This is a genomic window from Streptomyces sp. NPDC093568 (genome assembly GCF_044764945.1).
Classification (GTDB): Bacteria; Actinomycetota; Actinomycetes; order Streptomycetales; family Streptomycetaceae; genus Streptomyces.
On sequence record NZ_JBIWJD010000007.1, the window covers coordinates 184508 to 209673 of the forward strand.

The 25166-nt window shown below is 71.6% G+C and carries 18 protein-coding genes; 6 read left to right on the forward strand and 12 right to left on the reverse strand.

Features of this window, described 5'->3' with window-relative positions:
- Window positions 1-133: 133 nt before the first annotated feature.
- Both ACIRD7_RS27395 and ACIRD7_RS27400 read left to right on the forward strand, forming a co-directional pair.
- Window positions 134-1567 (forward strand): PspC domain-containing protein, encoded by a 1434-nt coding sequence (locus ACIRD7_RS27395; RefSeq protein WP_403457740.1) that lies wholly within the window; start codon window positions 134-136, stop codon window positions 1565-1567.
- Window positions 1554-1793 carry a hypothetical protein gene (locus tag ACIRD7_RS27400; protein ID WP_403457742.1) on the forward strand — a complete coding sequence of 80 codons (240 nt, stop codon included), beginning with the start codon at window positions 1554-1556 and terminating at the stop codon, window positions 1791-1793. Before ACIRD7_RS27395 ends, ACIRD7_RS27400 begins: the two co-directional genes overlap by 14 nt.
- Here the strand turns inward: ACIRD7_RS27400 and ACIRD7_RS27405 are convergent.
- Window positions 1790-2323, reverse strand: coding sequence for a DoxX family protein (locus tag ACIRD7_RS27405; RefSeq protein ID WP_403457743.1), 534 nt, complete (start codon window positions 2321-2323; stop codon window positions 1790-1792). The genes ACIRD7_RS27400 and ACIRD7_RS27405 overlap by 4 nt on opposite strands.
- A 385-nt stretch (window positions 2324-2708) precedes the next feature.
- On the reverse strand, window positions 2709-3989 hold the full coding sequence (locus ACIRD7_RS27410) for a hypothetical protein (protein WP_403457744.1): 1281 nt from the start codon (window positions 3987-3989) through the stop codon (window positions 2709-2711).
- Window positions 3990-4264: 275 nt separating this feature from the next.
- Here ACIRD7_RS27410 and ACIRD7_RS27415 point away from each other — a divergent pair, with 275 nt between their 5' ends.
- Window positions 4265-5149 (forward strand): DUF4429 domain-containing protein, encoded by an 885-nt coding sequence (locus ACIRD7_RS27415; protein ID WP_403457745.1) that lies wholly within the window; start codon window positions 4265-4267, stop codon window positions 5147-5149.
- Between the two features lie 19 nt (window positions 5150-5168).
- Here the strand turns inward: ACIRD7_RS27415 and ACIRD7_RS27420 are convergent, their stop codons facing one another.
- On the reverse strand, window positions 5169-5975 hold the full coding sequence (locus ACIRD7_RS27420) for a class II aldolase/adducin family protein (RefSeq protein ID WP_403457746.1): 807 nt from the start codon (window positions 5973-5975) through the stop codon (window positions 5169-5171).
- A gap of 162 nt (window positions 5976-6137) precedes the next feature.
- On the opposite strand from ACIRD7_RS27420, the gene ACIRD7_RS27425 reads away from it, so the two are divergent.
- Window positions 6138-6605 (forward strand): pyridoxamine 5'-phosphate oxidase family protein, encoded by a 468-nt coding sequence (locus ACIRD7_RS27425; RefSeq protein ID WP_403458204.1) that lies wholly within the window; start codon window positions 6138-6140, stop codon window positions 6603-6605.
- Window positions 6606-6616: 11 nt separating this feature from the next.
- Here the strand turns inward: ACIRD7_RS27425 and guaA are convergent, their stop codons facing one another.
- Window positions 6617-8194, reverse strand: a complete 1578-nt coding sequence (gene guaA / locus ACIRD7_RS27430) for a glutamine-hydrolyzing GMP synthase (RefSeq protein WP_403457747.1) — start codon at window positions 8192-8194, stop codon at window positions 6617-6619.
- Between the two features lie 322 nt (window positions 8195-8516).
- Between guaA and ACIRD7_RS27435 the strand changes: the two genes are divergently transcribed.
- On the forward strand, window positions 8517-8798 hold the full coding sequence (locus ACIRD7_RS27435; RefSeq protein ID WP_403457749.1) for a chorismate mutase: 282 nt from the start codon (window positions 8517-8519) through the stop codon (window positions 8796-8798).
- 676 nt (window positions 8799-9474) lie between these two features.
- On the opposite strand, the gene ACIRD7_RS27440 is transcribed toward ACIRD7_RS27435, so the two are convergent.
- Window positions 9475-10629 (reverse strand): hypothetical protein, encoded by a 1155-nt coding sequence (locus tag ACIRD7_RS27440; RefSeq protein WP_403457750.1) that lies wholly within the window; start codon window positions 10627-10629, stop codon window positions 9475-9477.
- A 244-nt stretch (window positions 10630-10873) separates the two neighbouring features.
- Between ACIRD7_RS27440 and ACIRD7_RS27445 the strand changes: the two genes are divergently transcribed.
- Complete coding sequence (locus ACIRD7_RS27445; RefSeq protein ID WP_403457752.1) at window positions 10874-11914, forward strand: LAETG motif-containing sortase-dependent surface protein; 1041 nt, start codon at window positions 10874-10876, stop codon at window positions 11912-11914.
- Between the two features lie 152 nt (window positions 11915-12066).
- Here ACIRD7_RS27445 and ACIRD7_RS27450 read toward each other — a convergent pair whose 3' ends face one another.
- The 7 genes from ACIRD7_RS27450 to ACIRD7_RS27480 form a co-directional block, all read right to left on the reverse strand.
- Window positions 12067-13845, reverse strand: coding sequence for a GMC oxidoreductase (locus ACIRD7_RS27450; protein ID WP_403457753.1), 1779 nt, complete (start codon window positions 13843-13845; stop codon window positions 12067-12069).
- A 42-nt stretch (window positions 13846-13887) separates the two neighbouring features.
- Window positions 13888-15501 carry a succinic semialdehyde dehydrogenase gene (locus tag ACIRD7_RS27455; RefSeq protein ID WP_403457755.1) on the reverse strand — a complete coding sequence of 538 codons (1614 nt, stop codon included), beginning with the start codon at window positions 15499-15501 and terminating at the stop codon, window positions 13888-13890.
- Window positions 15502-15637: 136 nt separating this feature from the next.
- The gene (locus ACIRD7_RS27460; protein WP_403457756.1) at window positions 15638-17437 is read right to left on the reverse strand and encodes a serine/threonine-protein kinase; all 1800 of its coding nucleotides are present in this window, start codon (window positions 17435-17437) and stop codon (window positions 15638-15640) included.
- Window positions 17438-17475: 38 nt separating this feature from the next.
- Window positions 17476-19164 carry a serine/threonine-protein kinase gene (locus ACIRD7_RS27465; RefSeq protein WP_403457758.1) on the reverse strand — a complete coding sequence of 563 codons (1689 nt, stop codon included), beginning with the start codon at window positions 19162-19164 and terminating at the stop codon, window positions 17476-17478.
- 92 nt (window positions 19165-19256) lie between these two features.
- Window positions 19257-20441: a serine/threonine-protein kinase gene (locus ACIRD7_RS27470; RefSeq protein WP_403457759.1), complete on the reverse strand. Its 1185-nt coding sequence runs from the start codon at window positions 20439-20441 to the stop codon at window positions 19257-19259.
- Between the two features lie 129 nt (window positions 20442-20570).
- Window positions 20571-22253: a serine/threonine-protein kinase gene (locus tag ACIRD7_RS27475; protein WP_403457761.1), complete on the reverse strand. Its 1683-nt coding sequence runs from the start codon at window positions 22251-22253 to the stop codon at window positions 20571-20573.
- 152 nt (window positions 22254-22405) lie between these two features.
- Window positions 22406-25015, reverse strand: coding sequence for a protein kinase (locus tag ACIRD7_RS27480; protein ID WP_403457763.1), 2610 nt, complete (start codon window positions 25013-25015; stop codon window positions 22406-22408).
- Window positions 25016-25166: the final 151 nt, after the last annotated feature.

A 25166-nucleotide genomic window follows, 5' to 3' on the forward strand; every position in this document is an offset into this window, starting at 1 on the left:
CCCCTAGACTCCCCTGATCTTCGGAGCCGCCCGCTTCGCACACATCCCCCGCACCCGGCTCAGGGCCGATATCAGGGTCCGACCAGGGTCATACCGACTCCCATCCCGCCGACCCGCCCGTCACCATGGACACATGACTGATCACCAGCACGCCGCGGACTCCGTGTCCGAGCCGGAAGCCGTGCCCCCCGCGGGCACCCCGTCCGGCCCGGCACCCGCGAGCGCCGCGGGTGAGGAACCCCGCGCGCACACGCACGCGGAAGCAGAGGCATCCGCGGCGGCGGACGTCCTCGACCCACCGCACAGGTTCCGCCGCGACCGGGGGAACAAGATGCTGGCCGGCGTGTGCGCCGGCCTCGGGCGGCAGTGCGACATGGACCCGGTGATCTTCCGGATCACCCTCGCCGTCCTCTCCGCGACCGGCGGCATCGGCCTGATCTTCTACGGTTTCGCCTGGCTCTTCGTCCCGTACTCCGACGAGGACGAGAACGAGGTGCGCAAGCTGCTGACCGGCCGAGTCGACGGACAGGCGCTGACGGCCGTGCTGTTCGCGCTGGTCGGCTGCGGCGTTTTCCTGACACTCCTGAAGAACGGCGGGGTGCTCGCCTTCGCCGTCGTCCTCTCCCTCCTCCTGGCGGGCGCCGGCTACTGGTCGCGGCACCGTGGCACCCCCGACCCCGACCCCCTCTCCGCCCAGGCCGTCGCCGACGCCCCACCGGAGGCCCAGGCCCCACCGGTCCCCGCCGCCTACCCCTCCTGGTGGCGCGACCCCATCGTCAAGGACGGCACGCACGAGGGCGGCACGGGCTATCTCTGGGGCCCCCGCGGCTCCCGCGACCGGGACATCGCCGCGGCGGTCAACATCGGCCTCGGCCACAGATGGAGCAGCCGCCAGGACATCCGGTCCCGGGCCCCTCAGCAGCCCAAGCCCCGCGGCCCCCGCTGGATCGGCGGCTGGGTGTTCCTGCTGGCCCTCGTCGCGGGAGCCCTCGGCACGGGCGCGACCTGGGAGGACCACGCCCTGGGCACCAGCCTCCAGACCGGCCTGGCCTGCGCCCTGCTGGTCATAGGCCTCGGCATAGCGGTCAGCGCCTTCCTGGGCCGCACCGGAGCGGGCTCCGTGTTCCTGGCGATCATCACCGCGGGCCTCCTGGCCGCCTCGGCCGCCCTGCCCAAGGACATCAGCACCCAGTGGATCGAAAGAAACTGGCGACCGGCGGCCGCGGCGGACGTCAAGGAGCAGTACGACGTCGGTACAGGGGTGGGCACCCTGGACCTGACCCGGCTGAATCTGCCCGCAGGACAGGCGGTGACGACAAGCGCCGACGTCGGAGTCGGCCGGCTGAAGGTGATCGTCCCCAAGGACGCGACCGTGAAGCTGAGCATCGACGTGGGCGTGGGAGACATCCAGCTTCCGGGCGACGACGAGCGGGACGTCGACGTGGCACCGGGCAAGCACAAGGAGCTGACCCTGAAACCGACCTCGGGCACCAAGAGCGCGGGCACGCTGGACCTCGACCTGAGCGTCGGAGTCGGACAGGCGGAGGTGAGCCGTGCTACGTCATGAGTTCCAACCCGGACGACTGATCGCCGGCACCTTCCTGACCGTCGCGGGCATCGTCTACGCCGGAGACGCGGGCGGCGCCTGGGAGACACCGTGGTTCGCGGTGATCCCCCTGATCGTCTTCGGCCTGCTCCTCGCAGGCGTAGCGGCACTCATATCCGGAGCACTACGCCGCAGACGCCGCACCCCGAAGACCACGCCCCACCAGTCCCCCAACCCTCCGAGCTAGCGATACCCAGCCGACCGCTGCCGTCGCCGCGACCGCAGAGCGGCGTCCAGCGACAGCATCGGGGCGCCGGCCAGCACAAGGGGCAGCCAGGCCATCAGATAGGCGAGGTCATTGCCGTAGTAGTAGGGATCGGAGGCCCAGCTCACCGTCAGCCACAGACTCAGCGAGATGAGCGCCCCACCGAGCGCCGCCAGACGGGCGAACAGCCCGATCAGAGTGCCGATGCCGACGGCCAGCTCACCGAAAGCGATGGCGTAGCCGAAGGCGACCGGATTCTCCAGGGCCATGTCGACCATGGCCGGAATGGCCGCGGAATCCCGAACGGCACGCATCATGTCGCCGATCGAGCCCGCACCGGCGTCCTTCATGAAGGCGCTGTCGGTGAGTTTGTCCAGGCCGGCATAGATGAAGGTGACGCCGAGGAAGACGCGCAGCGGGAGCAGCGCGTAACGGGTGGCGGTGTCCCGCCACCCCTCCCGGCCACCGTCAAGATAAGGGCTGTGAGTCTCCGTATGCCTACCGTGAGTCATCGCCAGTAGCCGCCTCTCGCCCGCCGTGCCGTGACCCCTCAAATGACGATACGTACGCAGCAGCTGCGCCGCTCAACCGTACGAACCCGTATTCTCCGCCGCGGCCAACCTGCTGAACACCCCTCGACAACACCAGCCTCACCGGGGATCTGCCGCCCCACGCCGCCGCACCCGCGCACGGCGGGAAGGGGACGTGCCGGGGGGTGTCCGCCCGCAGTGGCCGGCGTCAAGAAACGGCACAACCGACCCAACCCCAACCGCCGGTCCGAGGACGGACCCCCCCGGCACGGCCCCGACCCACAACGCAACCGCCGGCGCTACCGGCACCCCCACCGAACAGGAACAGGCCGCCGCAGGCATCCCGCCCAACCGCCAGAGGCAACCGTCACTCGGTCACGTCAATGACATACCGATTCGTCTCCACCCCGGCAGCGGTAACCACCTGCACCTCCACCCGCCCCGGCTCCACATCCGCAGGCACCGGCACCGTCAGCACGGCATCCGTCGGATTACTGAATCCCCCGGCCACCGGCACCAACGGCACATGCACATGCACGGCCCCCACCCGCACCACCATCCGCGACAACCGATCCGCCCCCTGCGCCCCGGGCGGCACGAACCCGGCCCCGCGAATCTCGATGTCGTCGCCCGTGCGGATCGGCCCGTCCAGATCCCCGGCCTCCCGCGAGCGCACGACGGACAGAATCACCGGCCGCCCGCCCTCCGCGTACTTCCCCGCGAGGTACGTCGCCGCCGAGACCAGCACGACCACCGCCAGCCCCCATGGCAGATCGGGCAGCTGATCCGGCCGCCGCCCCAGCCGCACCGCCGCGAACAGCAGCGCGACCCCGCCGATCACGACGTACTGAATGTCGGCGAACGTCCCGCGCCCCGCGTCGTCCGTCAGCAGATCCGCCGCCCGCGGCCGATGCGCCCGCACCTTCTGCAGCCGCTGCCCGAGCACCCGCACCCCGACCACCCGCCGCACCAGAACAGCGATCGCGCACACCACGGCGAGCACGGTCACCACACCCGCGCCCCGCCCCAGATCGAGCCCGGCGATCAGCGCGTCGCGCTCCGCGTGACCGGACGCCCCCGCCAACCGCCCCACCAGCACGAGCACGGCGTACGCCACGAACAGCACCCACGCCCCGGCCACCGCACGCGACGTGGACAGCCGGTTGTCCTCCCCGATGAGCGGCGCGAGCGCCCCGCCCCGGGCCCGATGGAACCACGACGCCGCGGTGAGGGCGGAGGCGGTGACGACCGCCGCCAGCAGCCCGGCCGTCCGCGCGGCCGTCCACCCCGCGCCGATCGCCGTGAGCGCCTGCACCAGCAGCAGCGCCACGACCAGTCCCCAGACCACGCACGCCGTACGCCACCACAGCCGCGCGAGCCAGGCGTCGCCCTCGGCCCGCCCCCGTTCGGCGACGGCTTCCGCCGACTGCGTGAGTTCCTCGGAGACCCACTGCCGGGAGGCCGAGACCGAGTGGGCCACCGCTGCGGGGAGCCCCTGCCCCGCCGCGAACTCGTCCCGCTTCAGCAGGAATTCGGCGACCGCGCGCCGATGCCCCGCACGCGCCCCGTGCGGGCAGTCCCCACAGGTGCAGCCGCCCCCATGCGCGCCCACGACCGCGCCGCCCTGCCCAGCCTCCTGCACCGCCACGCCCGACGCCCGCCTTCCTCAGAACCTCACGACCCGACCCCACGGCCTTCGGGGCTCACACCCCTCAGACCCCGCTTATAGCCCACAGCCCCACCACCGGCAGCCGTATCTCACATACCGGGCCGCCGCCGATTTCACCCACCGGCCGCGCCGCCCACAACTCCCCTGCGCCGACAGCGAATTGTGCCGTACGCCACCCGTGCCACGTCCGGCAGGGCGGTGTGCCGTGGGTGATGAGCGGGCCATCGTGTTGACCCGGCTGCGAGAATTCCCCTATGGCCGAGATCATCCAGCGTGACGGGACCTGGGCCTTCGACGGCACAACGGTCCGGATCACGCCGGGACTCCACCGTTCCGTGCCGCTGTTCCGGCAGACGTACGGAGAGATCGCCGTCCCCCTCGAGGCGGTGGCGAGCGTCGTCTTCGAGCCCGAACGCAAACGCGGCCGGCTGCGCCTGCGGCTGCGCGAGGGCGCCGACCCGCTGCTCCAGGCGACCGGCGGACGGCTGCCGGAGGCGGCGGATCCGTACCGGCTGGCGGTGGACGTCGACCGTGCGGGGGTCGCCGAGTACGTCGCCGAGGAGATCCGCCACGCACTGCTCCTGGACCAGATCCCCACCGAGCCGACCAAGACCTATCTCCTGCCCGGCCCGCCGGTCCCGGTCTCCGTGCGCTCCTCCGACGGCACGGTCTCCTTCGACGGCGCCCAGGTGCGGATCGACTGGTCCGACACCTCGGACCGGGTCAAGCGCGCGACCGGCCCGCGGATCATCAACGTGGGCGACCTGGTCCAGGTCGAGTGGCTGCCCAACTCCGGTTACGAGGACGGATTCCTGCGCTTCGTGACCCGCGAGGCGGTGTTCTCCAAACTGCCGCCGGAGAAGGATCCGTACGCCCTGGACCTGTGGGGCAGCGCCCGCCGCGACCTGCTCACGGCCCTGGTCGCCACCGCCGTCACCGCCCGTCTGCCGCACCCCTCCGCCCGCACCGGCGTCGACCACGCCGAGCGTCCCCAGCTCACGGCGTCCGTGCCGCCCCCGGCCGACCACCACGACGTACTGCTGCGCAGGCTGCGGGAGTTGGGGGAGCTGCACCGGGACGGCGTGCTCACGGACGAGGAGTTCGCGATGACGAAGGCGGTGGTGCTGCGGGGTTTTTGACGACGGCGTCCGCGAGCCGTCAGCTCAAGAGGTCCGGCTCGCTGCGGCTCACGTCCTGCCACAGCGGCTGGTAGTTGATCCACGCCACCAGATCCCCGCCCAGCTGCTCCCGCGTGGCCACCGCCGCCCGATGCTCGATCAGCACCGGACGGCCCGCCGCCCGGGCGGTGAGCTGCACCTGGGAGGACCGTTCCATGGACAGGAACCACCAGGCCGCGGCGTCCACCGAGTCCCCGACGGTCAGCAGCCCGTGGTTGCGCAGCACGAGCGCCTTGCGGGAGCCGAGCGCGGAGGCGATCCGGCGGCCCTCCTGGGCGTCGACGGCGACGCCGGTGTAGTCGTCGTAGAGGGCGTGGTCCTCGTAGAAGGCGCAGCTCTCCTGGGTGATCGGGTCCAGCAGTTCCCCCAGCGCCGCGAGCGCGCGCCCGTGCACCGAGTGGCAGTGGGCGACCGCGACGACGTCGGGGCGGGCGGCGTGGACCTGGGAGTGGACGGTGAAGGCGGCCTGGTTCACGTGGTAGCGGCCGTCGATCACCTGCCCCTCCGAGTTGGCGAGGACGAGGTCGCTGACGGTGACGTGCTTGAACGGCATCCCGAACGGGTTCACCCAGAAGCAGTCGCTGAACTCGGGGTCGCGCGCGGTGATGTGCCCGGAGACCCCGTCCTCGAACCCGAGCCTCCCGAAGATCCGCAGCGCGCCCGCGAGCCGTTCCTTGCGGTGCCGGCGTTCGTCCTCGACGGAGTCGTGCATCGGCGGCATCGCGAACTGCAACTGGTCGGTCGGCAGCGGCGACGGTGGGGTGGGGCCGAGGGGCGTCCCGTGCATGTGTCCTCCAGCACTGGGTTGCTTACGGGGCGGAAGTTACCGTCGGTCAGCGCAGGAGAACAGAGCTGTTCTGTAAAGATCCCGCTCGCACTGCCTTCTCACGGCCAGGGAATCCGGACAGCGGATGTCGGGTATCGGCGCGACACTCACCGTATGACAGTGATGAACTGGGCCGCCTTCACCGCAGCCGAACCGGACCTCGCCCGCACCGCGGAGGAACGCTTCGGCGCCTTCACCCACCACGTCCTCGCCACCCTCCGCAAGGACGGCTCCCCGCGCACCACCGGCCTGGAGGTCCGTTTCCTGAACGGCGAGCTGTGGTTCGGCATGATGCCCGACTCGCTCAAGGCCCTCGACCTGCGCCGCGACCCGCGCTTCGCGCTCCAGGCGAACCCCGGGGAGGGCCAGTCCATGGGCGGGGGCGACGTGCGGATCGCCGGGCGGGCGATCGAGGTCGAGGACCCGAAGCTGAAGGCCGCGTACACGGAAGAGGTGGAACCGCCGGAGCCGTTCCACCTCTTCCGTACCGAGCTGACCGAGGTCGTGAGGACCTACGTCGAGGACGACAAGTACCTCGTCGTCCAGGCCTGGCAGCCCGGCCGGCCCCTGCGCACGATCAAACGCACCTAGGGCCTACTCGCCTACTCCCACTCGATGGTGCCCGGCGGCTTCGAGGTCACGTCGAGGACCACGCGGTTGACGTCCCGCACCTCGTTGGTGATCCGGGTCGAGATCTTCGCCAGCACGTCGTACGGCAGTCGCGACCAGTCGGCGGTCATGGCGTCCTCGGACGAGACCGGGCGCAGGACGATCGGGTGGCCGTAGGTCCGGCCGTCGCCCTGCACGCCCACGCTGCGGACGTCGGCGAGCAGCACCACCGGGCACTGCCAGATGTCCCGGTCGAGGCCGGCCGCGGTGAGCTCCTCGCGGGCGATGGCGTCGGCCTCGCGGAGGAGGTCCAGACGGTCCTTCGTCACCTCGCCGACGATCCGGATGCCGAGGCCCGGACCCGGGAACGGCTGGCGCTGGACGATCTCCTCCGGGAGCCCGAGCTCCTGGCCGACCATCCGGACCTCGTCCTTGAACAGCTTGCGCAGCGGCTCGATCAGCTTGAACTCGAGGTCTTCCGGCAGGCCGCCCACGTTGTGGTGGGACTTGATGTTCGCGGTGCCGGTGCCGCCGCCGGACTCGACGACGTCCGGGTACAGGGTGCCCTGGACGAGGAACTCCACCGCGGGACCCTCGTCCGCGATGATCTCGGCCTGCGCCTGCTCGAAGACCCGGATGAACTCGCGGCCGATGATCTTCCGCTTCTCCTCGGGGTCGCTCACCCCGGCGAGCGCCTTCAGGAAGCGCTCCTCCGCGTCGACGACCTTCAGCTGGACGCCGGTGGCGGCCACGAAGTCCTTCTCGACCTGCTCGGTCTCGCCCTTGCGCATCAGGCCGTGGTCGACGTACACGCAGGTCAGCTGGGCGCCGATGGCCTTCTGGACGAGGGCGGCGGCGACGGCGGAGTCCACACCGCCGGACAGGCCGCAGATCGCGCGCTTGTCGCCGACCTGCTCGCGGATGGCCGCGACCTGCTCGTCGATGACGTTCCCGGTGGTCCAGGAGGGCGTGAGTCCGGCGCCGCGGTACAGGAAGTGCTCCAGCACCTGCTGGCCGTGCGTGGAGTGCATGACCTCGGGGTGGTACTGGACGCCGTAGAGCTTCAGCTCGTCGTTCTCGAAGGCGGCGACCGGGACGACGTCCGTGGAGGCCGTCACCGCGAAGCCCTCGGGGGCGGCGGAGCAGGCGTCGCCGTGCGACATCCACACGTGCTGCTCGGCCGGGGTGCCCTCGAAGAGGGTGGAGGACGACTTCGAGACGTGCAGGTCCGTACGGCCGTACTCGCGCGCACCGGTGTTGTCGACCGTGCCGCCCAGGCTCTGGGCCATGAGCTGGAAGCCGTAGCACATGCCGAAGACGGGGACGCCGGCCTCGAAGAGGGCGCGGTCCAGCTGGGGGGCGCCCTCCTCGTACACGGACGAGGGGCCGCCGGAGAGGATGATCGCCGCCGGGTTCTTGGCGAGCATCTCCGCCACCGGCATGGTGCTCGGCACGATCTCGCTGTAGACCCGGGCCTCGCGGACGCGACGGGCGATGAGCTGGGCGTACTGCGCGCCGAAGTCGACGACCAGGACGGTGTCGGGGGCGGCGGCGGGGTTCGCTGATGACACGGGTTGCCTTCCGGCGGTGAGCGAGGTGTGTGTGGGGCCGAGTCTACCGGGAGCCGGGGGGCCGTCTCCGGGCCAAGCCCCGTCTCAGGATGCGAACCGGCTTGGACGCCCCCGCGGGGCCCGGCATACTGGCCCCATGCTCACGCACCCGACCTTCCTCTTTACCTATGGCACCCGGCCCGCCGGCTGCCATGGTCGTGCTGCTTGAGCAACTGACAAGCGACTTCCCAGGCGCCCCGGGCCGACAAGGTCCGGGGCGCCTGGCGTTTGCGGACCCTGTCGCTCCGGGGTGGCCCCACCCGAAACAGACGAGGAGCCCCCCATGACCGCGATCGACGTGACCGGCGCCCGCACCCCCGAGGCCGCCGATGTGATCACCGGCGCCCGGGAGCGCATCGACGCCCTCGACGACCGGATCATCGGTCTGATCCAGGAACGCGTGGCCGTGTCGGCGGTGATCCAGGAGGCACGGATCGCCTCAGGTGGCCGGCGCGTGAACCTCTCCCGCGAGATGGAGGTCCTCGGCCACTACAGGGACGCGCTGGGCAAGCCGGGCACGGCCCTCGCGATGACGCTGCTCGAACTGTGCCGCGGTCGCATCTGAGTTCGGCCGCCCTCTCACCCGTACGGCGCGTGACGCCTCCCGCACCGCTTCGTTGGTACCGGTGTCCGTGCCAGCCAGGGGCGGGCCCGACAGAACCACGCGTGGCTCGCTGGAGCGATGAGGCGGACGGATCACGCCGTGCGCCGTGGGACCTCGCTCCAGGAAAGTGACCGGACGGCAGGGGACAGCAGTCCGGTCACCCAAGAGAACGGCCGGCTCCGGGGACGCCCGGGGCCGGCCGGCGGAAAAGGGCAAGAAGGAGTACCGGGCTGGGGCGAGCGGTTGCGGTGACCGCGTCCGTCCAGCACGATGCACATAAATGCCCCGAGTCCCACCGCCTCGGGCGGCACCACCGCAGACCGTGCCGCCCCGCGTCCCGTCGCGGACAACTACATCGCTTCGGCCCGGCCGTGCCTCGCCGCACTGCCGGAGGTCGAGACCCATAAGTCTCAGGACCAGCGGCGCAACCCCCCGGCGCCGCTCCCAGGCACCGACGCTGCCCTGACGTCGGTGCTGACGAAAAGAAGGGCCCCGCGGCTCCGCCCGCGGGGCCCTTCTCATGTCCGTGGTCCCGTCATGTCCGTGGTCCCGTCATGTCCGTGGTCCCGTCATGTCCGTGGTCCCGTCATGCCGTGGTCCCGTCATGCCCGTGATCCTGGGTGTCGCGTCCGCAGCCTCAGGTCCGGGAGACCGTTCCGCAGTCGTCGTCGTTCCCGTCGATTCCTCTGCTGCGGTCGTACGGATCGACCACCTCACCTGAGGGCTCGCGGCTCCGGTACGGGTCGGTCTCGAACATCGGGTGGATGAAGCCGTCACCCTTGCGGCAGGAGTCGTTGCCGATCTCGGCGTCGTGGGTGACCACCCAGAGACGGCCCTCGGTGACCTGGAACTTCGCGGGGTCGATGACCTCCACCTCGATGGCGCGGCGGACGATCGTGCGCGAGATCTCCGTGCCGCCCCCGGCCTTCGCCAGCGGATAGACGAAGGTGTAGTCGGCGCGGATCACCGGACCTCCGTTCGCGCCGCCGCCGCGTTCGACCGTCATCCGGCCGCGCGCCTTCACCTGCGAGCCCACCAGTTCGACCTCGTCGGGATCGAAGCGGGTGAAGGTCCACTTGGGGTCGTTCTTGACGCTGGGGCCGCGCAGGCTCGCGCGCAAGTCGGCGAGGTAGTCCTTCTGGAGCGGGTCGACGAGTCCGAGCGCCGTCTTCGGCTCGGCGCCGTACAGCACCTCGCGGTCGAGGTTGGCGGCGACGAGGAACCGCTTCGTCAGCCGCAGGGCACTCTCGATCCGTGCGGCGGAGACCCCGCCGACGGCCTTGGCCTCGGGCACCTCGATGGCGTCGGCGTTCGCGGCCCAGCGCTCGGCCGGGGAGCCGGTGAACGGCCGCTTCCGGGTGGGCAGACCGGCCGTGTCGGCGGGCGCGCCGGTGGGCCGGCGCGTCTCCGGGGCCAGCGGCGAGGCCGACGCCTCGGCCGACCCGGCGTCCGAACCACCCGGCAGCAGGGACAGGGCGGCGGACGGCTTGAGGGCGATCAAGGCCACCGCGACCGCCAGCAGCACGCCGAGCACGCCCCACACTCTCCGGCGGCGGGTGCCGCGGCCGTTCATCTCCTGCCAGGCGGGGCCGGTCCGCCACCCGGCCGGCAACTCGCCCCGGGCTTCCTGCTGTCGCAGCCGCTCGGTGACCATACGGGCCCGCGCGGACGGTTCCTTCGGTACGGAATCCCGGTCGCGCTCGGCGTCCCGGACGAACTTCTCCCACTCCTCGTCCGGTATGGACGAGCCCTCGGGCTCCGGTCTGGGCCCTTCGGACGGCTTGTCGGTCACGGCGGTGTGCGCTTCCTCTCAGAGGGCTGTCGGCCGCTGAGCGTACGTCAGTTCGCACTCGCCGAGCGGACAACCATTTCATGTGACGCAGCGCACATAAGAAATCTGTTAGTGACGGCACAACCATTCACAGCCGTCACCGATCCAACCCTGCGAAACAACGGCCACACCCGCGCCCCACACGCGGAGGCCTCCCTTCAGCGCGTGCTGCGTTCGCGCAGCACTCCGGACTTTCGAGGTCTTCATGAAGCTTCGCCGTGCACTGGCCGCCGCGGCCACGACGGCTGTCATCGCGCCGATCGCGCTGCTGTCGGCGCCGGCCGCGTTCGCCACGGACGACGAGACCGCGACGCCGACGGTGTCGGAGAGCACGCCGGCCGCCGAGGACAGCACTCCGGCCGCGGACGAGAGCACGCCGGCCGCCGACGAGTCGACCCCGGCCGCCGAGGACAGCACGCCGGCCGCGGACGAGAGCACCCCCGCCGCGGACGAGAGCACGCCGGCCGCCGACGAGTCGACCCCGGCCGCCGAGGACAGCAGCCCCGCCGCCTCCACCTCCCCGTCGCCGAGCGCGAGCGAGAGCGCCCCGGAGGAGGTCGACTTCTGCGAGGACGCCGACGAGGAGGAGGTCGGCCTCAGCGCGGACCTGCACAGCGGTCTGTCGGGCCTGCCCGAGACCATCGTCGCGGGCAGCGGCTGGACGAACTTCTCGTTCGACGTCTCCAACTCCGGCGACGAGGCCATCAAGAACATCAAGCCCCTGATCGGCGTCGCCGCCATGGGCTGGGACGCCGAGGACTACTCGGGCGACATCAAGGTCCAGGTCTTCGACAAGGAGGCCGGCGCCTGGCAGACCCTGGCGGACGCCGCCGGTGAGGGCGCGACCTTCACCGCGTTCGCGCTCGACGCCGGTCAGTCGACCTCGTTCAAGCTGCGCCTCAGCGTCAGCGGCAACGTGCCGGACGCCATCGGCATCACCGGTGGCTTCGCGCAGTACTCCGACGCCGACGGCTGCTGGATGGCCGACGACCCGAACGGCTGGGTGTACTTCTTCGACATCCTCGCCGCGGGCTCCGACCCGGGTGACCCGGACGACGCCAAGCCGCAGACCGGCGGCCAGAAGCCCATCTCCGACGTCAGCGAGGTCGACGTCACGGGCAGCCTCGCCGAGACCGGTGCCGACTCCAACCTGCCGGTGCTCGCCACCGTCGGTGGTATCGCCATCGTCGCCGGCGCCGGCGTCGTGTTCGCGATGAAGCGCCGCAGGGTCGGCTCCGAGGCCTGAGCCTCACCGAAACCCTGCGCAAGACAGAGAAGGACCCGCACTCGGAGGGGGGTGCGGGTCCTTCTCTGTTTCCCTGCTTCCGGGACCTTCTTCGTTTTCCTGCTTCCGGGACCTTCTTCGTCTCCCTGCTTCCGGAAGCCCTTCTCGGTTCCCTACTTCTTCGGCGGCACTGCCGGCATCCCCAGGAACGGCAGCCTGAGCGCCCCGAAGGCCTCCGCCGGGACCGCCGGGGACTGCGGTTCGACCGGCTTCAGACGTTCGTACGCCGCTCCCGGCGCCGGACGCGGGTCGGACTCGCCCTTGTTGGGCCAGTAGGACATCGCCCGCTCGGCCTGTGCGGTGATCGTCAGGGACGGGTTCACGCCCAGGTTGGCCGAGACCGCGGCCCCGTCGACGACCGAGATGCCGGGGTGGCCGTACAGGCGGTGGTACGGGTCGATGACACCGGTCTCCGGCGAGTCGCCGATGGGGCAGCCGCCGAGGAAGTGGGCGGTGAGCGGGGTGCCCATCAGCTCGCCGACGTTGGAGCCGGCGAAGCCGTTGATGTCGGCGGCGATGACGGACGCGGCCTGAGAAGCGGCCTTGATCTGCTTGGGGTTGGGGGCGCCATGGCCCTGGCGTGCCGTCAGCAGGCCCTTGCCGACGCCGTTCGGCTTCAGGTACGTCGTCAGCGAGTTGTCCAGCGACTGCATGACCAGGCCGATGATGGTCCGCTCCGACCAGCGCCGGTTGGACAGGGAGCGGGCGACGAGGAGCGGGTGGCGGACCGCGTTCGCCAGCCAGGCGCCGACGCGTGAGCGGCCCTCGGCGTACGGGACCTGGAGGATCGACAGGCCGCCCATCGAGTTGGATCCCTTGCCGTAGCGGACCGGCTCGATGTGGGTGTTCTCGTCCGGGTGGATCGAGGAGGTGATGGCGACGCCGCGGGTGAAGTCGACCTTCTGCTCGCCCGTCGCCCTGCGGTAGCGCCGGTTGTCGGTCTGCGCGCCGACCAGGGCCTCGGAGTTGGTACGGGTCAGCTCGCCCAGCTTCGGGGAGAGGTGCGGCAGCTGGCCGCCGGCCTTCATCCGGTGCAGCAGCGTCTGGGTGCCGTAGGTGCCGGCCGCGATCACCACCCGGCGGGCCGTGAACAGCCTGCCGTCGCCCTTCTTCCCGCGGTCCGTCGGCAGGGTCGCCACCGCGTAGCCGCCCTGCGAGTCGTCGGTGACCGAGACGACCGTCGTCAGGGGGTGGACGACCGCGCCCGCCTTCTCGGCGAGGTAGAGGTAGTTCTCGTTCAGGGTGTTCTTCGCGCCGTGCCGGCAGCCGGTCATGCACTCGCCGCACTCCGTGCACGCCTTGCGGGCAGGGCCCGCCCCTCCGAAGTACGGGTCGGCGATCTCCTGCCCCGGTGCGGCCTTCGCCTCTCCCGTGGCGTCCTTGCCGTCGCCGAAGAACACGCCGACCGGCGCCATGTGGAAGCTGTCGCCGACGCCCATGCGCTCGGCCGCCGCCTTCAGATGCACGTCGGACGGGGTCATCGTCGGGTTGAGCCGCACGCCGAGCATGCGCTGGGCCTGGTCGTAGTACGGCTTCAGCTCCTCGTGCCAGTCGGTGATGTCACGCCACTGCGGGTCGTCGAAGAAGGCCTTCGGCGGTACGTAGAGGGTGTTGGCGTAGTTGAGGGAGCCGCCGCCGACGCCCGCGCCGGCCAGCACCATGACGTTGCCCAGCAGATGGATGCGCTGGATGCCGTACATGCCGAGCTTGGGCGCCCACAGGTAGTTCTTCAGGTCCCAGGAGTTCTTGGGGAGCGTTTCGCGGGTCCACCGGCGGCCGGCTTCCAGGACACCTACGCGGTAGCCCTTCTCGGTGAGACGAAGGGCTGTGACGGAGCCGCCGAAGCCCGATCCGACGACTATCACGTCGTAGTCATAGGTGTCCTGTGGCACATGCTCTCCTCGTTGAGAACGGGTGTTCCTGTACGGCTGTTCCTACTTGAACCGGAAGGCCTTCATCACCCGCAGGCTCCGGCTCATGAACTGCGCGTACTTCTCGTCGTCCATGCCCAGCGACGGCGCCATCGGCAGCAACCGCTGCTGCGCGACCGTCTGGGCCTCCGTGTACTTGAGGATGCCCTCGGAGCCGTGCCGGCGGCCCAGGCCGGAGTCCTTCATGCCGCCCATGGGCGACTGGACGCTGCCGTAGGCGGGGGCGTAGCCCTCGTTGACGTTCACCGTGCCGGTGCGCAGGCGGGCGGCGACCGCGCGGCCGCGGCTGCCGTTCTTCGTCCAGACCGAGGAATTCAGGCCGTACGCCGTGGAGTTGGCCTGCTCGATCGCCTCGTCCTCCGTCTTGAACCGGTAGATCGAGACGACCGGGCCGAAGGTCTCCTCGGCGCAGACGGCCATCGGCGCCTCGACGCCGTCGAGGATGGTCGGCTCGAAGAAGTACGGGCCGATGTCGGGCCGGGCCGAGCCGCCGGCGACGAGCTTCGCACCCTTGGCGACGGCCTCCTCCACATGCCGGGTGACCGTCTCCAGCTGGCGCTCGCCGACCAGGGAGCCCATGTCGGCGCCGTACGCGAGGGACGTGCCGAGCCGCATCGCCTTGGTGCGGGCGGCGAAGCGCTCGACGAAGGCGTCCGCGATCGACTCGTGGACGTACAGCCGCTCGATGGAGATGCACAGTTGGCCGGCGGAGGAGAAGCAGGCGCGGACGGCGCCCGCGGCGGCCTTCTCGATGTCGGCGTCCTCGAGGACCAGCATCGCGTTCTTGCCGCCGAGTTCGAGGGAGACGCCGACCAGACGGGCGGCGGCACCCTGGGCGACCTCACGGCCGGTACGGGTGGAGCCGGTGAAGGAGACGTAGTCGGCGTGCTTGACGACCTCGGGGCCGACGACCGGGCCGTCGCCGAGGACGACCTGGAAGACGTCGGCGGGCAGCCCGGCCTCTATGAGCAGGTCGCGGGCCCACAGGGCGGTCAGGCAGGTCTCCGTGTCGGGCTTCATGACGACCGCGTTGCCCGCGACGAACGCCGGGAGCGCGTCGCCGACGGACAGCTCCAGGGGGTAGTTCCAGGGGGCGATCTGGCCGACGACACCGCGCGGGTGGCGCAGTTCGGTGACCTTCGTCAGCGTGGGAATGGCGCCGGTGTGCCGCTTCGGCTTGAGGTAGGCCGGTGCCTTACGGCCGTAGTGGCGGGCCGCGACGGCTACGGCCTGCACCTCCTCGTGGGCGTGCAGCCGGGCCTTGCCGGTCTCCAGCTGGATGAGGTCGAGGACCTCGGCCTGGCGTTCGAGCACCAGGTCGTGGAAGCGGAGCAGGACCGCGGCGCGCTGCCGCACCGGGACCTGCGCCCAGACGGCCTGCGCCCGGCGGGCCGCCTCGAAGGCCTTCGCCACGTCCTCGGGCGTCGATTCCGGCAGGTCGGCCAGCTTCTCGCCGGTGAACGGCGTGTGGTTGGCGGTACGGCCGGAGCCGACCACGCCCTTGGTCAGCTGGGCGACCAGCTCGGGGGTGACCACGTCGGCTGCGGTACGGGCGCCCTGCGGGGCGGGGGCGAGGGGGTTGGTGCCGGTCTTGGCCGGGGCCTGCGCGTCCGTCATGAGCCGCAGAGTATGCCGGAGCGGGGGCTTTGTGTACCCGTCGGTAACGGGGATTCACCGACCGCTCACATGACGCCAGTGTCCACTGGCAACAAACGTGCTGATCAGGGCGTTGCCGAAGAGGATCGGGTGCAGGTCAGTCCGGCCCGATCTCAAGTCGGTCACGGGCGCCCTTGAAGACCGCGGTGCCCTTCTTCTCGGTGGGCGTGCCCTTGGGCATGTCGACGCGCAGCTCGTACATGCGGTCGTCGCCGGTCACCACGATCAGCTGCATGACACGGCTCGGGGACTCCTCCATGTCGTAGGTGGTGTCGGAGAGGACCGCGTCGTAGCCCTTGAAGGTGGTGCGGGTCGCCTGGGTGCTCGCGTCGTGGTTGTAGCTGTCCCAGGTGTCGTGCGCCTCCTGCGCCTGGTCCAGCAGGGGGCGGGGTGCCTTGTCCCACTGGGTGAGGCGGACCTGGACGAGGCCGATGTCGTAGACGACGAGCCGGGGCGGGTCCCCCGCACTGCCTTCCCGCGCGGCTTCCTTGTACTCGGGTGGGAGGAAGAGGACGGCGTCCATGTCCGTCTCGCGGTGTGCGATCCACTTCGGGTCGCTGGACTCGGGGGGCGGGGTGGACTCGGGGGTCAAGGGTGCGGAGGTGTGGACGGGGTTCATTTCCTTGGCCTCACCGCTCTGGCCGGCGAGGTAGTGGGAGGTGGTGAACCAGGTGCCGGCGACGAGAAGGACACCGAGGGCGGCCATCGGGGCGGGGCGCAGGAGGCGGGGGCGGCGGCTCGGCTGGGCCGGGGTGGCCGGGGTGCCGAGGGACGAGGCCGTGATGGAGGTTCCGGATGCTCCGGAGGCACCGGTCTCGGATTCGGCGATCGGGTCGGGGCCGGACTCCGGCTTCGGCTTCGGCTTGGGGTCCGGCTCCGGGTCCGGCTTCAACTCCGGTTCCTGTGCCCTCTCCTCCTCGGGCTTCGACTCCCCCGCCACGTCGGGCTTCAAGTCTGCCGGGGCCAGCCTGACCGTCCCCGCGTCCTCCGCGAACTCCCTTAGCCCCGAGGTGTCCTGCGATTCCGTCGCCCCCGCTCCCCCGGAGAGCTGCGGCATCGGCCACCCCTTCGCCACCGCCTCCAGCGCCGCCCCGACCTCGTCGGCGTCGGGTCGCAGTTCGGGATCCTTCACCAGCAGCCGCACGATCAGAGGCCCCAGCGGTCCGGCCTGCTTCGGTTCGGGCGGGTCGGCGGCGAGGATCGCGGCGAGCGTGGACTCCAGGGTCGTACGGCGGAAGGGCGACCAGCCCTCCACGGCGGCGTACAGGAGTACGCCCAGCGACCACAAATCGGAGGCGGGGCCGGCACCCCGGCCGGACATGCGCTCGGGCGCGATGAACTCCAGGGAGCCGATGAACTCGCCGCTGACGGTGAGGGATTCCTCGCCCTGGATGTGGGCGATGCCGAAGTCGGTGAGGACGACGCGGCGATGGGGTCCGAGCAGGACGTTGGCGGGCTTGACGTCGCGGTGGACGATGCCGACGGCGTGCGCGGCGCGCAGGGCGCCGAGGACGGCGACGCCGATGCGGGCGGCCTCGGGCGCCTCCACCGGGCCGCGCTGGAGGAGTTCGTGCAGGGACTCGCCGCGGACCAGCTCCATGACGATCCAGGGCAGTCCGTCCTCGACGACGACGTCGTGGATGGAGACGGCGGCCGGATGGTCGACGCGAGCGGCGGCGCGGGCCTCACGGTAGAGCCGGTGGGCGGCCCGCTGATGGGCCGCGTCCTCCGGGTCGCCGGGCAACCTCGGCTGCTTGACGGCGACTTCGCGCTCCACGAGCTCGTCGAGCGCCCGCCAGACGGTGCCCATGCCACCCGAGCCGATGCGCTCGACCAGCCGGTAACGCCCGCCGATCACACGCCCGTTGGGTCCGGTGCGGCCACCGTCTTCGCTCATGTCCCATGCCTACCTTGCGGGGTGGGCACTTCGCCAGTTCAGAGTTTGTCGATGTCCAGGTTCGCGATGGCCGTCCGCGCCACTTCACGTCCGCGGTCGGTGAAGTCGCCCTTGCCCGGGTAGTTGATCGTGAGCTTGTACATGTCGCCCTTGGAGGTCTTGTAGTAGAAGATCCTCATCTCGCGCGGGCGCGGGTTCTGGCTGTCGGTGGTGGTGTAGACGACGGTGTTCTCGGCGGCCGGCTTGCCCTTGTACGTGTTTTCGCCGTCGGGCTTGGTCCTCGCCCCCTCGGCCATGCTCAGCGCGTAGTTGTTGCCCTCCTTGAAGTCGCTGTTGTCGTCGTACATCTCGGCGTCCGCGGAGTCGGCGATGCTGCTGCCGGTGTCCTCGGCCTTCTTGTCGAGCCGCAGGCCGATCCAGACGGCGCCGCTCTCGTCGGTGTACGTGACCCAGTGCTCCTTGTCCGTCTCCTCGGGCACGCCCCGCTTGTAGCCGTCGGGCACCGCGAGGGATGCGCCGAGAGCCTTCTCCTCACGGACCTTCCAGCCGTCCGGCAACGGCCCCGCGAACGGATCGGCGACCACCAGATACGCCGCCACCGCGCCCGCGACCACCGCCGCACCGATGCCGAGCAGCGCCTTGGGCCCCAGCCGGATGCCGCTCTTCACGCTCTCCGGGATCCGCACGACCTGGGTGGCGGCCTGCACCGGCGGATTGGCCGCCTGTTCCAGCAGCGCACGGGTCTGCGCGGCGTTGGGGCGGCGCGCCGGGTCCTTCTGGAGGAGCCCGTTGATGGCCTCCGCGAGCGGACCCTGCGCCGAGGCGGGTGCCGCCGGGACGGCGTTGAGGACCGACTGGAGCGTCGCCGGGGTGTTGCTGCGGCGGAACGGCGAGACGCCCTCCGTCGCCGCGTACAGGACGACGCCCAGGGACCACAGGTCGCTCGCCGGCCCCGGGCGCTGGCCCAGCACCCGCTCCGGAGCGATGTACTCCGGCGAGCCGACGAAGCCGCCGGTGTCGGTCAGATTGGTCTCGCCCTCGATCTGGGCGATGCCGAAGTCGGTGAGGACGACACGGTCATGACGGCCCAGCAGGACGTTGTCCGGCTTCACGTCACGGTGCAGGATGCCCGCCGCGTGGGCGGCCTCCAGCGCGCCGAGCACTTCGAGGCCGATTCTCGCCGCGTCCCGGGCGCCGAGCGTGCCCTCCTGCAACGCGTCACCCAGCGAACGGCCCTGCACCAGCTCCATGACGATCCACGGCCGGCCGTCCACGACGGCGACGTCATGCACGTTCACGACCGCCGGGTGATCGAGCCTGGCCGCGGCGCGCGCCTCGCGGCGCATCCGCTCGTAGGCGTTGGCACGTTCACGTTCGGGAAGGTGATCAGGGACGCGGGGCTCCTTGACGGCGACCTCACGGTCCACGGTCTCGTCCTTGGCCCGCCAGACCGTCCCCATGCCGCCGTGCCCCAGCTTGGCGAGCAGCCGGTAGCGGCCGGCTATCAGACGTCCGGTGCCGGGGTCGGGCGCGGGAGCCGCGGGCGTGGGCGCGGGAGCCGCCGGCGTGGGCGCGGCGGGCGTGCTCGGGTGCGGTACGGCCTGGGCGGGCGCCGCATACGGATTGTCCGGGTGCGGGACGGGCGTGGACGAGATCGGCTGCGGTGGTTGCAGCTCGAAACTCGTCGGCTCGTCGGACCGATAAGGGGCTCCCCCGTTGCTGCTCATGGCTCCATCCATATCGCGGCAAGCGCTTCGGCAGCCAGCAGGAACCCTTTCCGGTCACAGACCCGTGACTCGGATCGCCACTTATCTCCGCTTTATCCGGGGTTGGGGGGCGAGAAGGCCGAAGTGGCGAAGGTCGAAGTCGGAGTCGGAGTCGGCGAGGGGGATGCGCTGGGCGACGCGGACGGAGACCGGGACGCGGCCGGGGAGGAGGACGGCGACGGAGACGGGGACGGGGTCACCGACACGCTGGGCCTCTCCGAGGGACCGGAACTCCCCGGCGCCGAACTGCTCGGCGCCACACCCCCGTCCCCACCCCCCTTCACCAGCAGCGCCGCCGCCGACACCCCCACCACCGCCATCGCCGCGACCAGTACGACGGTGGCCAGCACGCTGCGGGGCGAATACGTGCGCTCCGCTCTGCTGAACCGTTTCGGCACAAGGGCGGCCCCCGTCTCCAGGAACTCCCGCAGCATCCCCTCCGCCGCCACCGCGTCCAGCCGTCGCCCCGGATCCCGCTCCAGCAGCCCCTGGACGACGGGCAGGATCGGCGCCGCCTGCGCGGGCGGCCGTATGTCGTCGGACACCACGGCGAGCACGACGCCGCTCAACGAGTCCCGCCGGAACGGCGACTCACCGCTCAGCGCCGCGCACAGCAGCGCCCCCACCGACCACAGGTCGGAGGCCGGTCCGGTCCCGCCCCCGGCCATCCGCTCGGGCGCGGTGTACTCGGGCGAGCCGACGAAGGACCCGGACTCGGTGAGCGTGGGGGTGCCGGGCACCTGGGCGATTCCGAAGTCGCTGAGGACGACACGGTCGGTGCCGCTCTCGATGAGGACGTTGGCCGGTTTGATGTCGCGGTGCAGCACCCCGGCCGCGTGTGCCGTGCGCAGCGCGCTCAGCAGGTCGGCACCGATCCGGGCGGCCTCGCGGGCGTCCACCGGCCCGTGCGTCGCGATCCGGTCGGCCAGGGAGTATCCGTCGATCAACTCCATGACGATGTAGGGACGTTCGTCGTCCTCGACGACGTCGTGGACGACGATGACGTGCGGATGGCTCAGCTGTGCCAGCGCCTGCGCCTCGTGCAGCGTGCGCTCGCGCCGGCGCCGGGCGTCGGCCGCGGAGAGCGTGTCGTCGAAGGGGAGTTCCTTGACGGCCACCCTGCGCCCGAGCAACTGATCGGTCGCCTGCCATACGACACCCATGCCGCCGCGACCGAGCCTCGTCTCGAGGCGGTAACGCCCCGCGATCACACGGAAGTTGGCCCCCTCGGTCCCCATGCGCCCCATCATGCCGCACCGGACGGACCGACTCCGGGGTGCCGATCGGCCAACTATGCAAAGGAGCAAACGACTTCAAAAGCCGCCTGGCGGTCACGAATTCCGGCAGCCGTCGGCCCGCCCGGGGCGTCAGGAACCGCCCGTCTGCCATCCCTTGAGCACCGCCGTGTACTGCTCGCGGGTGGTGGCCCAGTCCACCTCCGGCGTGGACATGTAGATCGCGTACTCCGTGCCGTCCCGGTCGATGTACGCCTGGTCGATGGCGCGGCGCGGCCCAGGGAAGGGGGTGTCCTTGGCCAGCGCGGTCCACGTGTACTCCCACAGGACGCCATCGCGGTCGCGGTACAGGTTCTCCTTCAGGTACACGGTCCGGTAACGGACCAGCTTCTCGCTCACCTGGTCCTCCAGGTCGCGCATGTGGTCGTAGGCCTTCGCGAAGTCGGGCGCGGGATCGACGGCGATCCGGACGAAGTGCTCGCCGCCGTCGGGACTGTAGTCGACCTGCTTAAGGCCCTCGACCTCCTCGCCGACCACCTCCCGCTTCCACCCCTTGGGCAGGTAGAGGCTGAAGCCGAACGGGTCGTCGTAGCGGACCCAGGACGCCGGGACGCCGCCCACCGGGCCCGGCGAGTCGCTCGGGGTGGGGTCGGGCGACGACGCGGACGAGGTGCTGCCGCTGTCCCGCGGCCCCCACTTCTGCAGTACCACCGCGGTGCCCCCGCCGATGAGCGCGGCGAGCGCGACGACGAGGGCGAGGGTGCGCAGCCGGCGGCGCTTGCGGGGCGGCGGGACGGGCGTACCGCCGGTGCCCGTCCCCGCGGTGTCGTACGGCCGGCCGATCGTCGTCGGACCGTGCATCGGGGGATACGGCGTGCCGGTCGCCGTCGTCTGCGCCCCCGTGGGCAGCGGCATCCCGCCGTACGAGGGCCCGGTGTGCGCCTCCGGCTCGTACCGCCGGGCGTGCTGCGTCGGCACGTACACCTGTGCCGCGCTCGGCCTGCGCCCCTCCGCCGCCTCGGCCAGCATCTGCTCGGCTTCGGCGGCCCCGGGCCGGGTGGCCGGATCCTTGCGCAGCAGAGCGGTGATCACGGGCGCGAGCGGGCCGGCGTGCTGCGGCTCGGTGGCCTCTTCCTCGACGACCGCCTGCATGGTGCCCAGCGGCGAGGTGCGGCGGAAGGGCGAGCGGCCCTCCACGGCCGTGTACAGCGTCGCGCCGAGCGCCCACAGGTCGGAGGCGGGACCCGGGTCGTGGCCGCGCACCCGCTCGGGGGCGAGGTAGTCGACGGAGCCGACGACCTCGCCGGTGCGGGTGATCGTGTTGTCGCCCTCGATCTGGGCGATGCCGAAGTCGGTCAGCAGGACGCGGCCGTCCTCGGACAGCAGGACGTTGCCGGGCTTGACGTCGCGGTGCAGGACCCCGGCGGAGTGCGCCGCGCGCAGCGCCCGCAGCACCCACAGACCGATCCGGGCGGCCTCCGCCGGATCGACGCGTCCGCGCTCTTTGACCGCGTCGGCCAGCGAGTGGCCCTCGACCAGCTCCATCACGATCCAGGGCCGGCCGTCGTGCTCCAGGACGTCGTGCACCGTGACGACGGCCGAGTGGTTGATGCGCGCGGCGGCACGGGCCTCGGCGCGGGTGCGGGCGAGCAGTCGCTCCTGGTCGCTCTCGGAGACGTAGAGCGCGGCGGTCAGCTCCTTGATCGCGACCGCTCGATGCAACACTTCATCATGCGCACGCCAGACGCGCCCCATACCGCCGCTGCCGATCGCGTCGGCGAGCCGGTAGCGGCCCGAAACGAGCTGGCCCTGCATCTGATTCACGTTGCCCCGCAATGCTCTTGACAGGGTCAGGTTAAGGACCGGCCGACGCGACTGGAACCACGGGGGTGCCAAGGAGACCGCACTGTGATGGTTGTCGCTTTCGGCGTTGGGAAGCAACCATCACCCTGTGTCCAGGGGCGAAGTCATCCGGTGACCTGATACGTCGCCGACGCCTGCTCGAACAGCCTTGTCACCTCGTCCCGCTCGGCGTCCGGGCCGCGCAGTTGCACCACGTGGTACCGCCCGTCGACCAGCATCGCGAGATTGCGTACGAACAGGTCGCGCCCCTGGTCATCGGTCCAGGTGAACTGCCCCTCGGCCATCACCCGCTCACCGACCTGAATGGTCTTCAGCCCGCCGGAGGAGGCCCAGCTGGAGTCGCGGTAGGGCTGCAACTCCCGCTCGTGCTCGCGCTGGTAGACCATCGGGTCGCTGCCGTACTGGTCGGCCGTGTCCCGGCCCGGTACGACGACGAGGTCGAAGTCGCCGTGCGAGTACACGACCTGCCCGCGCCCGTTCTCCGCAGTGCGGTTCCATCCATTGGCGACGGCGACCTGGAAGCCGGCGGCGTCCTTGCGCAGGGTGAAACCGTCGGGAACGTCGGGGCCGTTGGTCTGCGTCTCGGTGGAACCGGCCGTCTCCGAGGGGTCGTTGCCGGAAGGGGAGGTCTGGTCGGGCCGCGGCTCGCTGCTCGCCTCGGCGGACCGCTCGGGCTCCACCTGGTCGGTCTGGCCGGCCGCGCCGGTGCGATCGGAGTCGGCCCTGGAGCCGCTGCCCGGATCGGCCTTCGGCATGAACAGCATGGCGTACGCGACCGCCGCGGCCATGCCGAGCAGCACGAGCACCAGCAGCGTACGGCCGAGTCTGCGCGGCGAACGCGCCTCCTGCTTGGCCCGCTTGTGCCGTCCGTGGTGCGCGGGCAGCCCGGCCCGGCGCTTGCGCACCAGCTCGCCCCGGCGGCGCACGATCGGCAGCCGGTTCGGGTCGACGGGCGGGGCGGCCACGACATGCGCGCCGGCCTCCGGCTCCGGCGCGGACCGCACGAGCGAGCGCAGCCAGCCCCTGAGCTCCTCGAAGTCGAGGCGCTCGGTCGGATCCTGACGCAGCAACGACTCCACGACCGGCCTGAGCGGCCCGCACTCCTCGGCGAAGGCGGGCGGCTCCGCGCACACCATCTGCACCAGCTCGGCCGTCGACTCCTCCGGGTACGGCGCGTGTCCCTGCACGGCCCGGAAGAGCAGCGCCCCCAGCGCCCACAGGTCGGTGGCGGGGCCGATCGGCGCGGCCAGCTGCCAGTTCTCGTGCACCGGCCCCGCCTGCTCCGGCGCCCAGCGCTCGGTGACGGGCCCGACCACGGCCATCCGCGCCTGCCGCGCCCGCTCGGCGGCGAGCGCGGTAGTGGGGCCGCGACGGGCGGGAGTGCCGGCGACGAGGTCGTTCCAACGGGTCGGGGACTGACCGGAGTCGGGGGAAGGGCCGGGCGCCGGAGCGCCGACGGCGGAGGGGAGGCCTTGCGCGGGGTACCCGCCGACGCCCGGGGAGGGCACGAGGCTGTCGGGCGGCATACCGGGGCCTGCCTGGAAGCCTGCGGAGGGCAGTGCCGTGCGGTCGCGGCCCGCTTCGACGGAGGTCCCACCGTTGTGCGGCGTGGCGCCGCCGGGCCAGGGCGTGGTCCGCACGCCGTACGGGTCGGCGATCTGCCCGGGGGGCGTCGCGGCGCCCTCGCCGGAGGGGTACGGCCGCTGCGCCGCGCCGTTTGCGTGGGGCGCGGGGCCGCCCTCGGGCGCCGGACGGGCCCCCGGCAGCGCGACGCGTCCGTTCTGCCGGCCTTCCTGCACCCGGGCCGCGGCACGCGCACCCGCCCGGTACGCGGCGATGGCTCCCGCCCGCGCCGCCCTGATGTCCCCGCCGGCATCCGGCGCACCGCCCGGCGCCGCCCCGGAGTCCTGCGCGCCGCCGCCGGCGTCGCCCGCGGGCACCGCCGCCCGCGCCTCTATGGCGGCCCGCCTGGCGGCCTCGGGATCCGTACCGCCTGCGAGCTGTCCGGCAGGTCCCGGCCCGCCCGGTCCGCCGCCACCCGGTGCGAACGTCGGGGCGGCACCGCCACCCCCGTCACCGTCCTCGGCCGGCACCGGGTCGTACCCGCACAGCGCCTCCTCGGCCGCCCCGACCGCGAGCCCGGTCAGCATGACCCGGCCGTCGTCGCAGACGAGGACCGTACGGGCGGTGATGTTGCGGTGGACCCAGCCGTGCGCGTGCAGCACCCGCAGCGCCATCAGGACGTCGGAGGCGACCTCGGCCGCACGGTACGGCGTCAACGGCTTCTCGGCGAGCAGCGCGGCCAGCGGGCGCGACGCCACCAACTCACTCACTATCCACAACGAGCCGCCCTCGGCGAACACGTCGAAGACCTGGTCCAGCCGTGGGTGATCGGGGATCCGCGCGGCGGCCTGCGCCGCCTCGACCGCCCGCCGTACGGCGGGATCACTGGGCCGGCGCGTACTCGAACGCGCTGCGGGTCCGCGCCCCGCCGCCCCGCGCCGGCCGGCGTCCCGCGCGGTGAAGCCGTCGGGCAGCCCCTCCGCGTCGAGCACCTCCGCCTCGACGACCTCGGGCAACGGCACCTGCCGGACCAGGACTTCCTGCCCGCTGTAGGTGTCGAAGGCGCGGGTCTCGGTGAGTTCGTACTCGTCGGAGGGCGGCAGCGGCAGGCGGTAGCGGTCGGCGAGCACCCGACCCGCATAGTCGTCCACGTTGCCTCCCCCGGCCGCCCGGATGGTCAATTCCGCTCGCCTTGCGTCCCGTTCCGGACACACGACTGGATGCGCACGGTCCGCAAGCTTTCACGATACGTGCCGGAGGCAACTCACAAAGAGGGGTTGCCGGATCTCACGTCGCGAACCC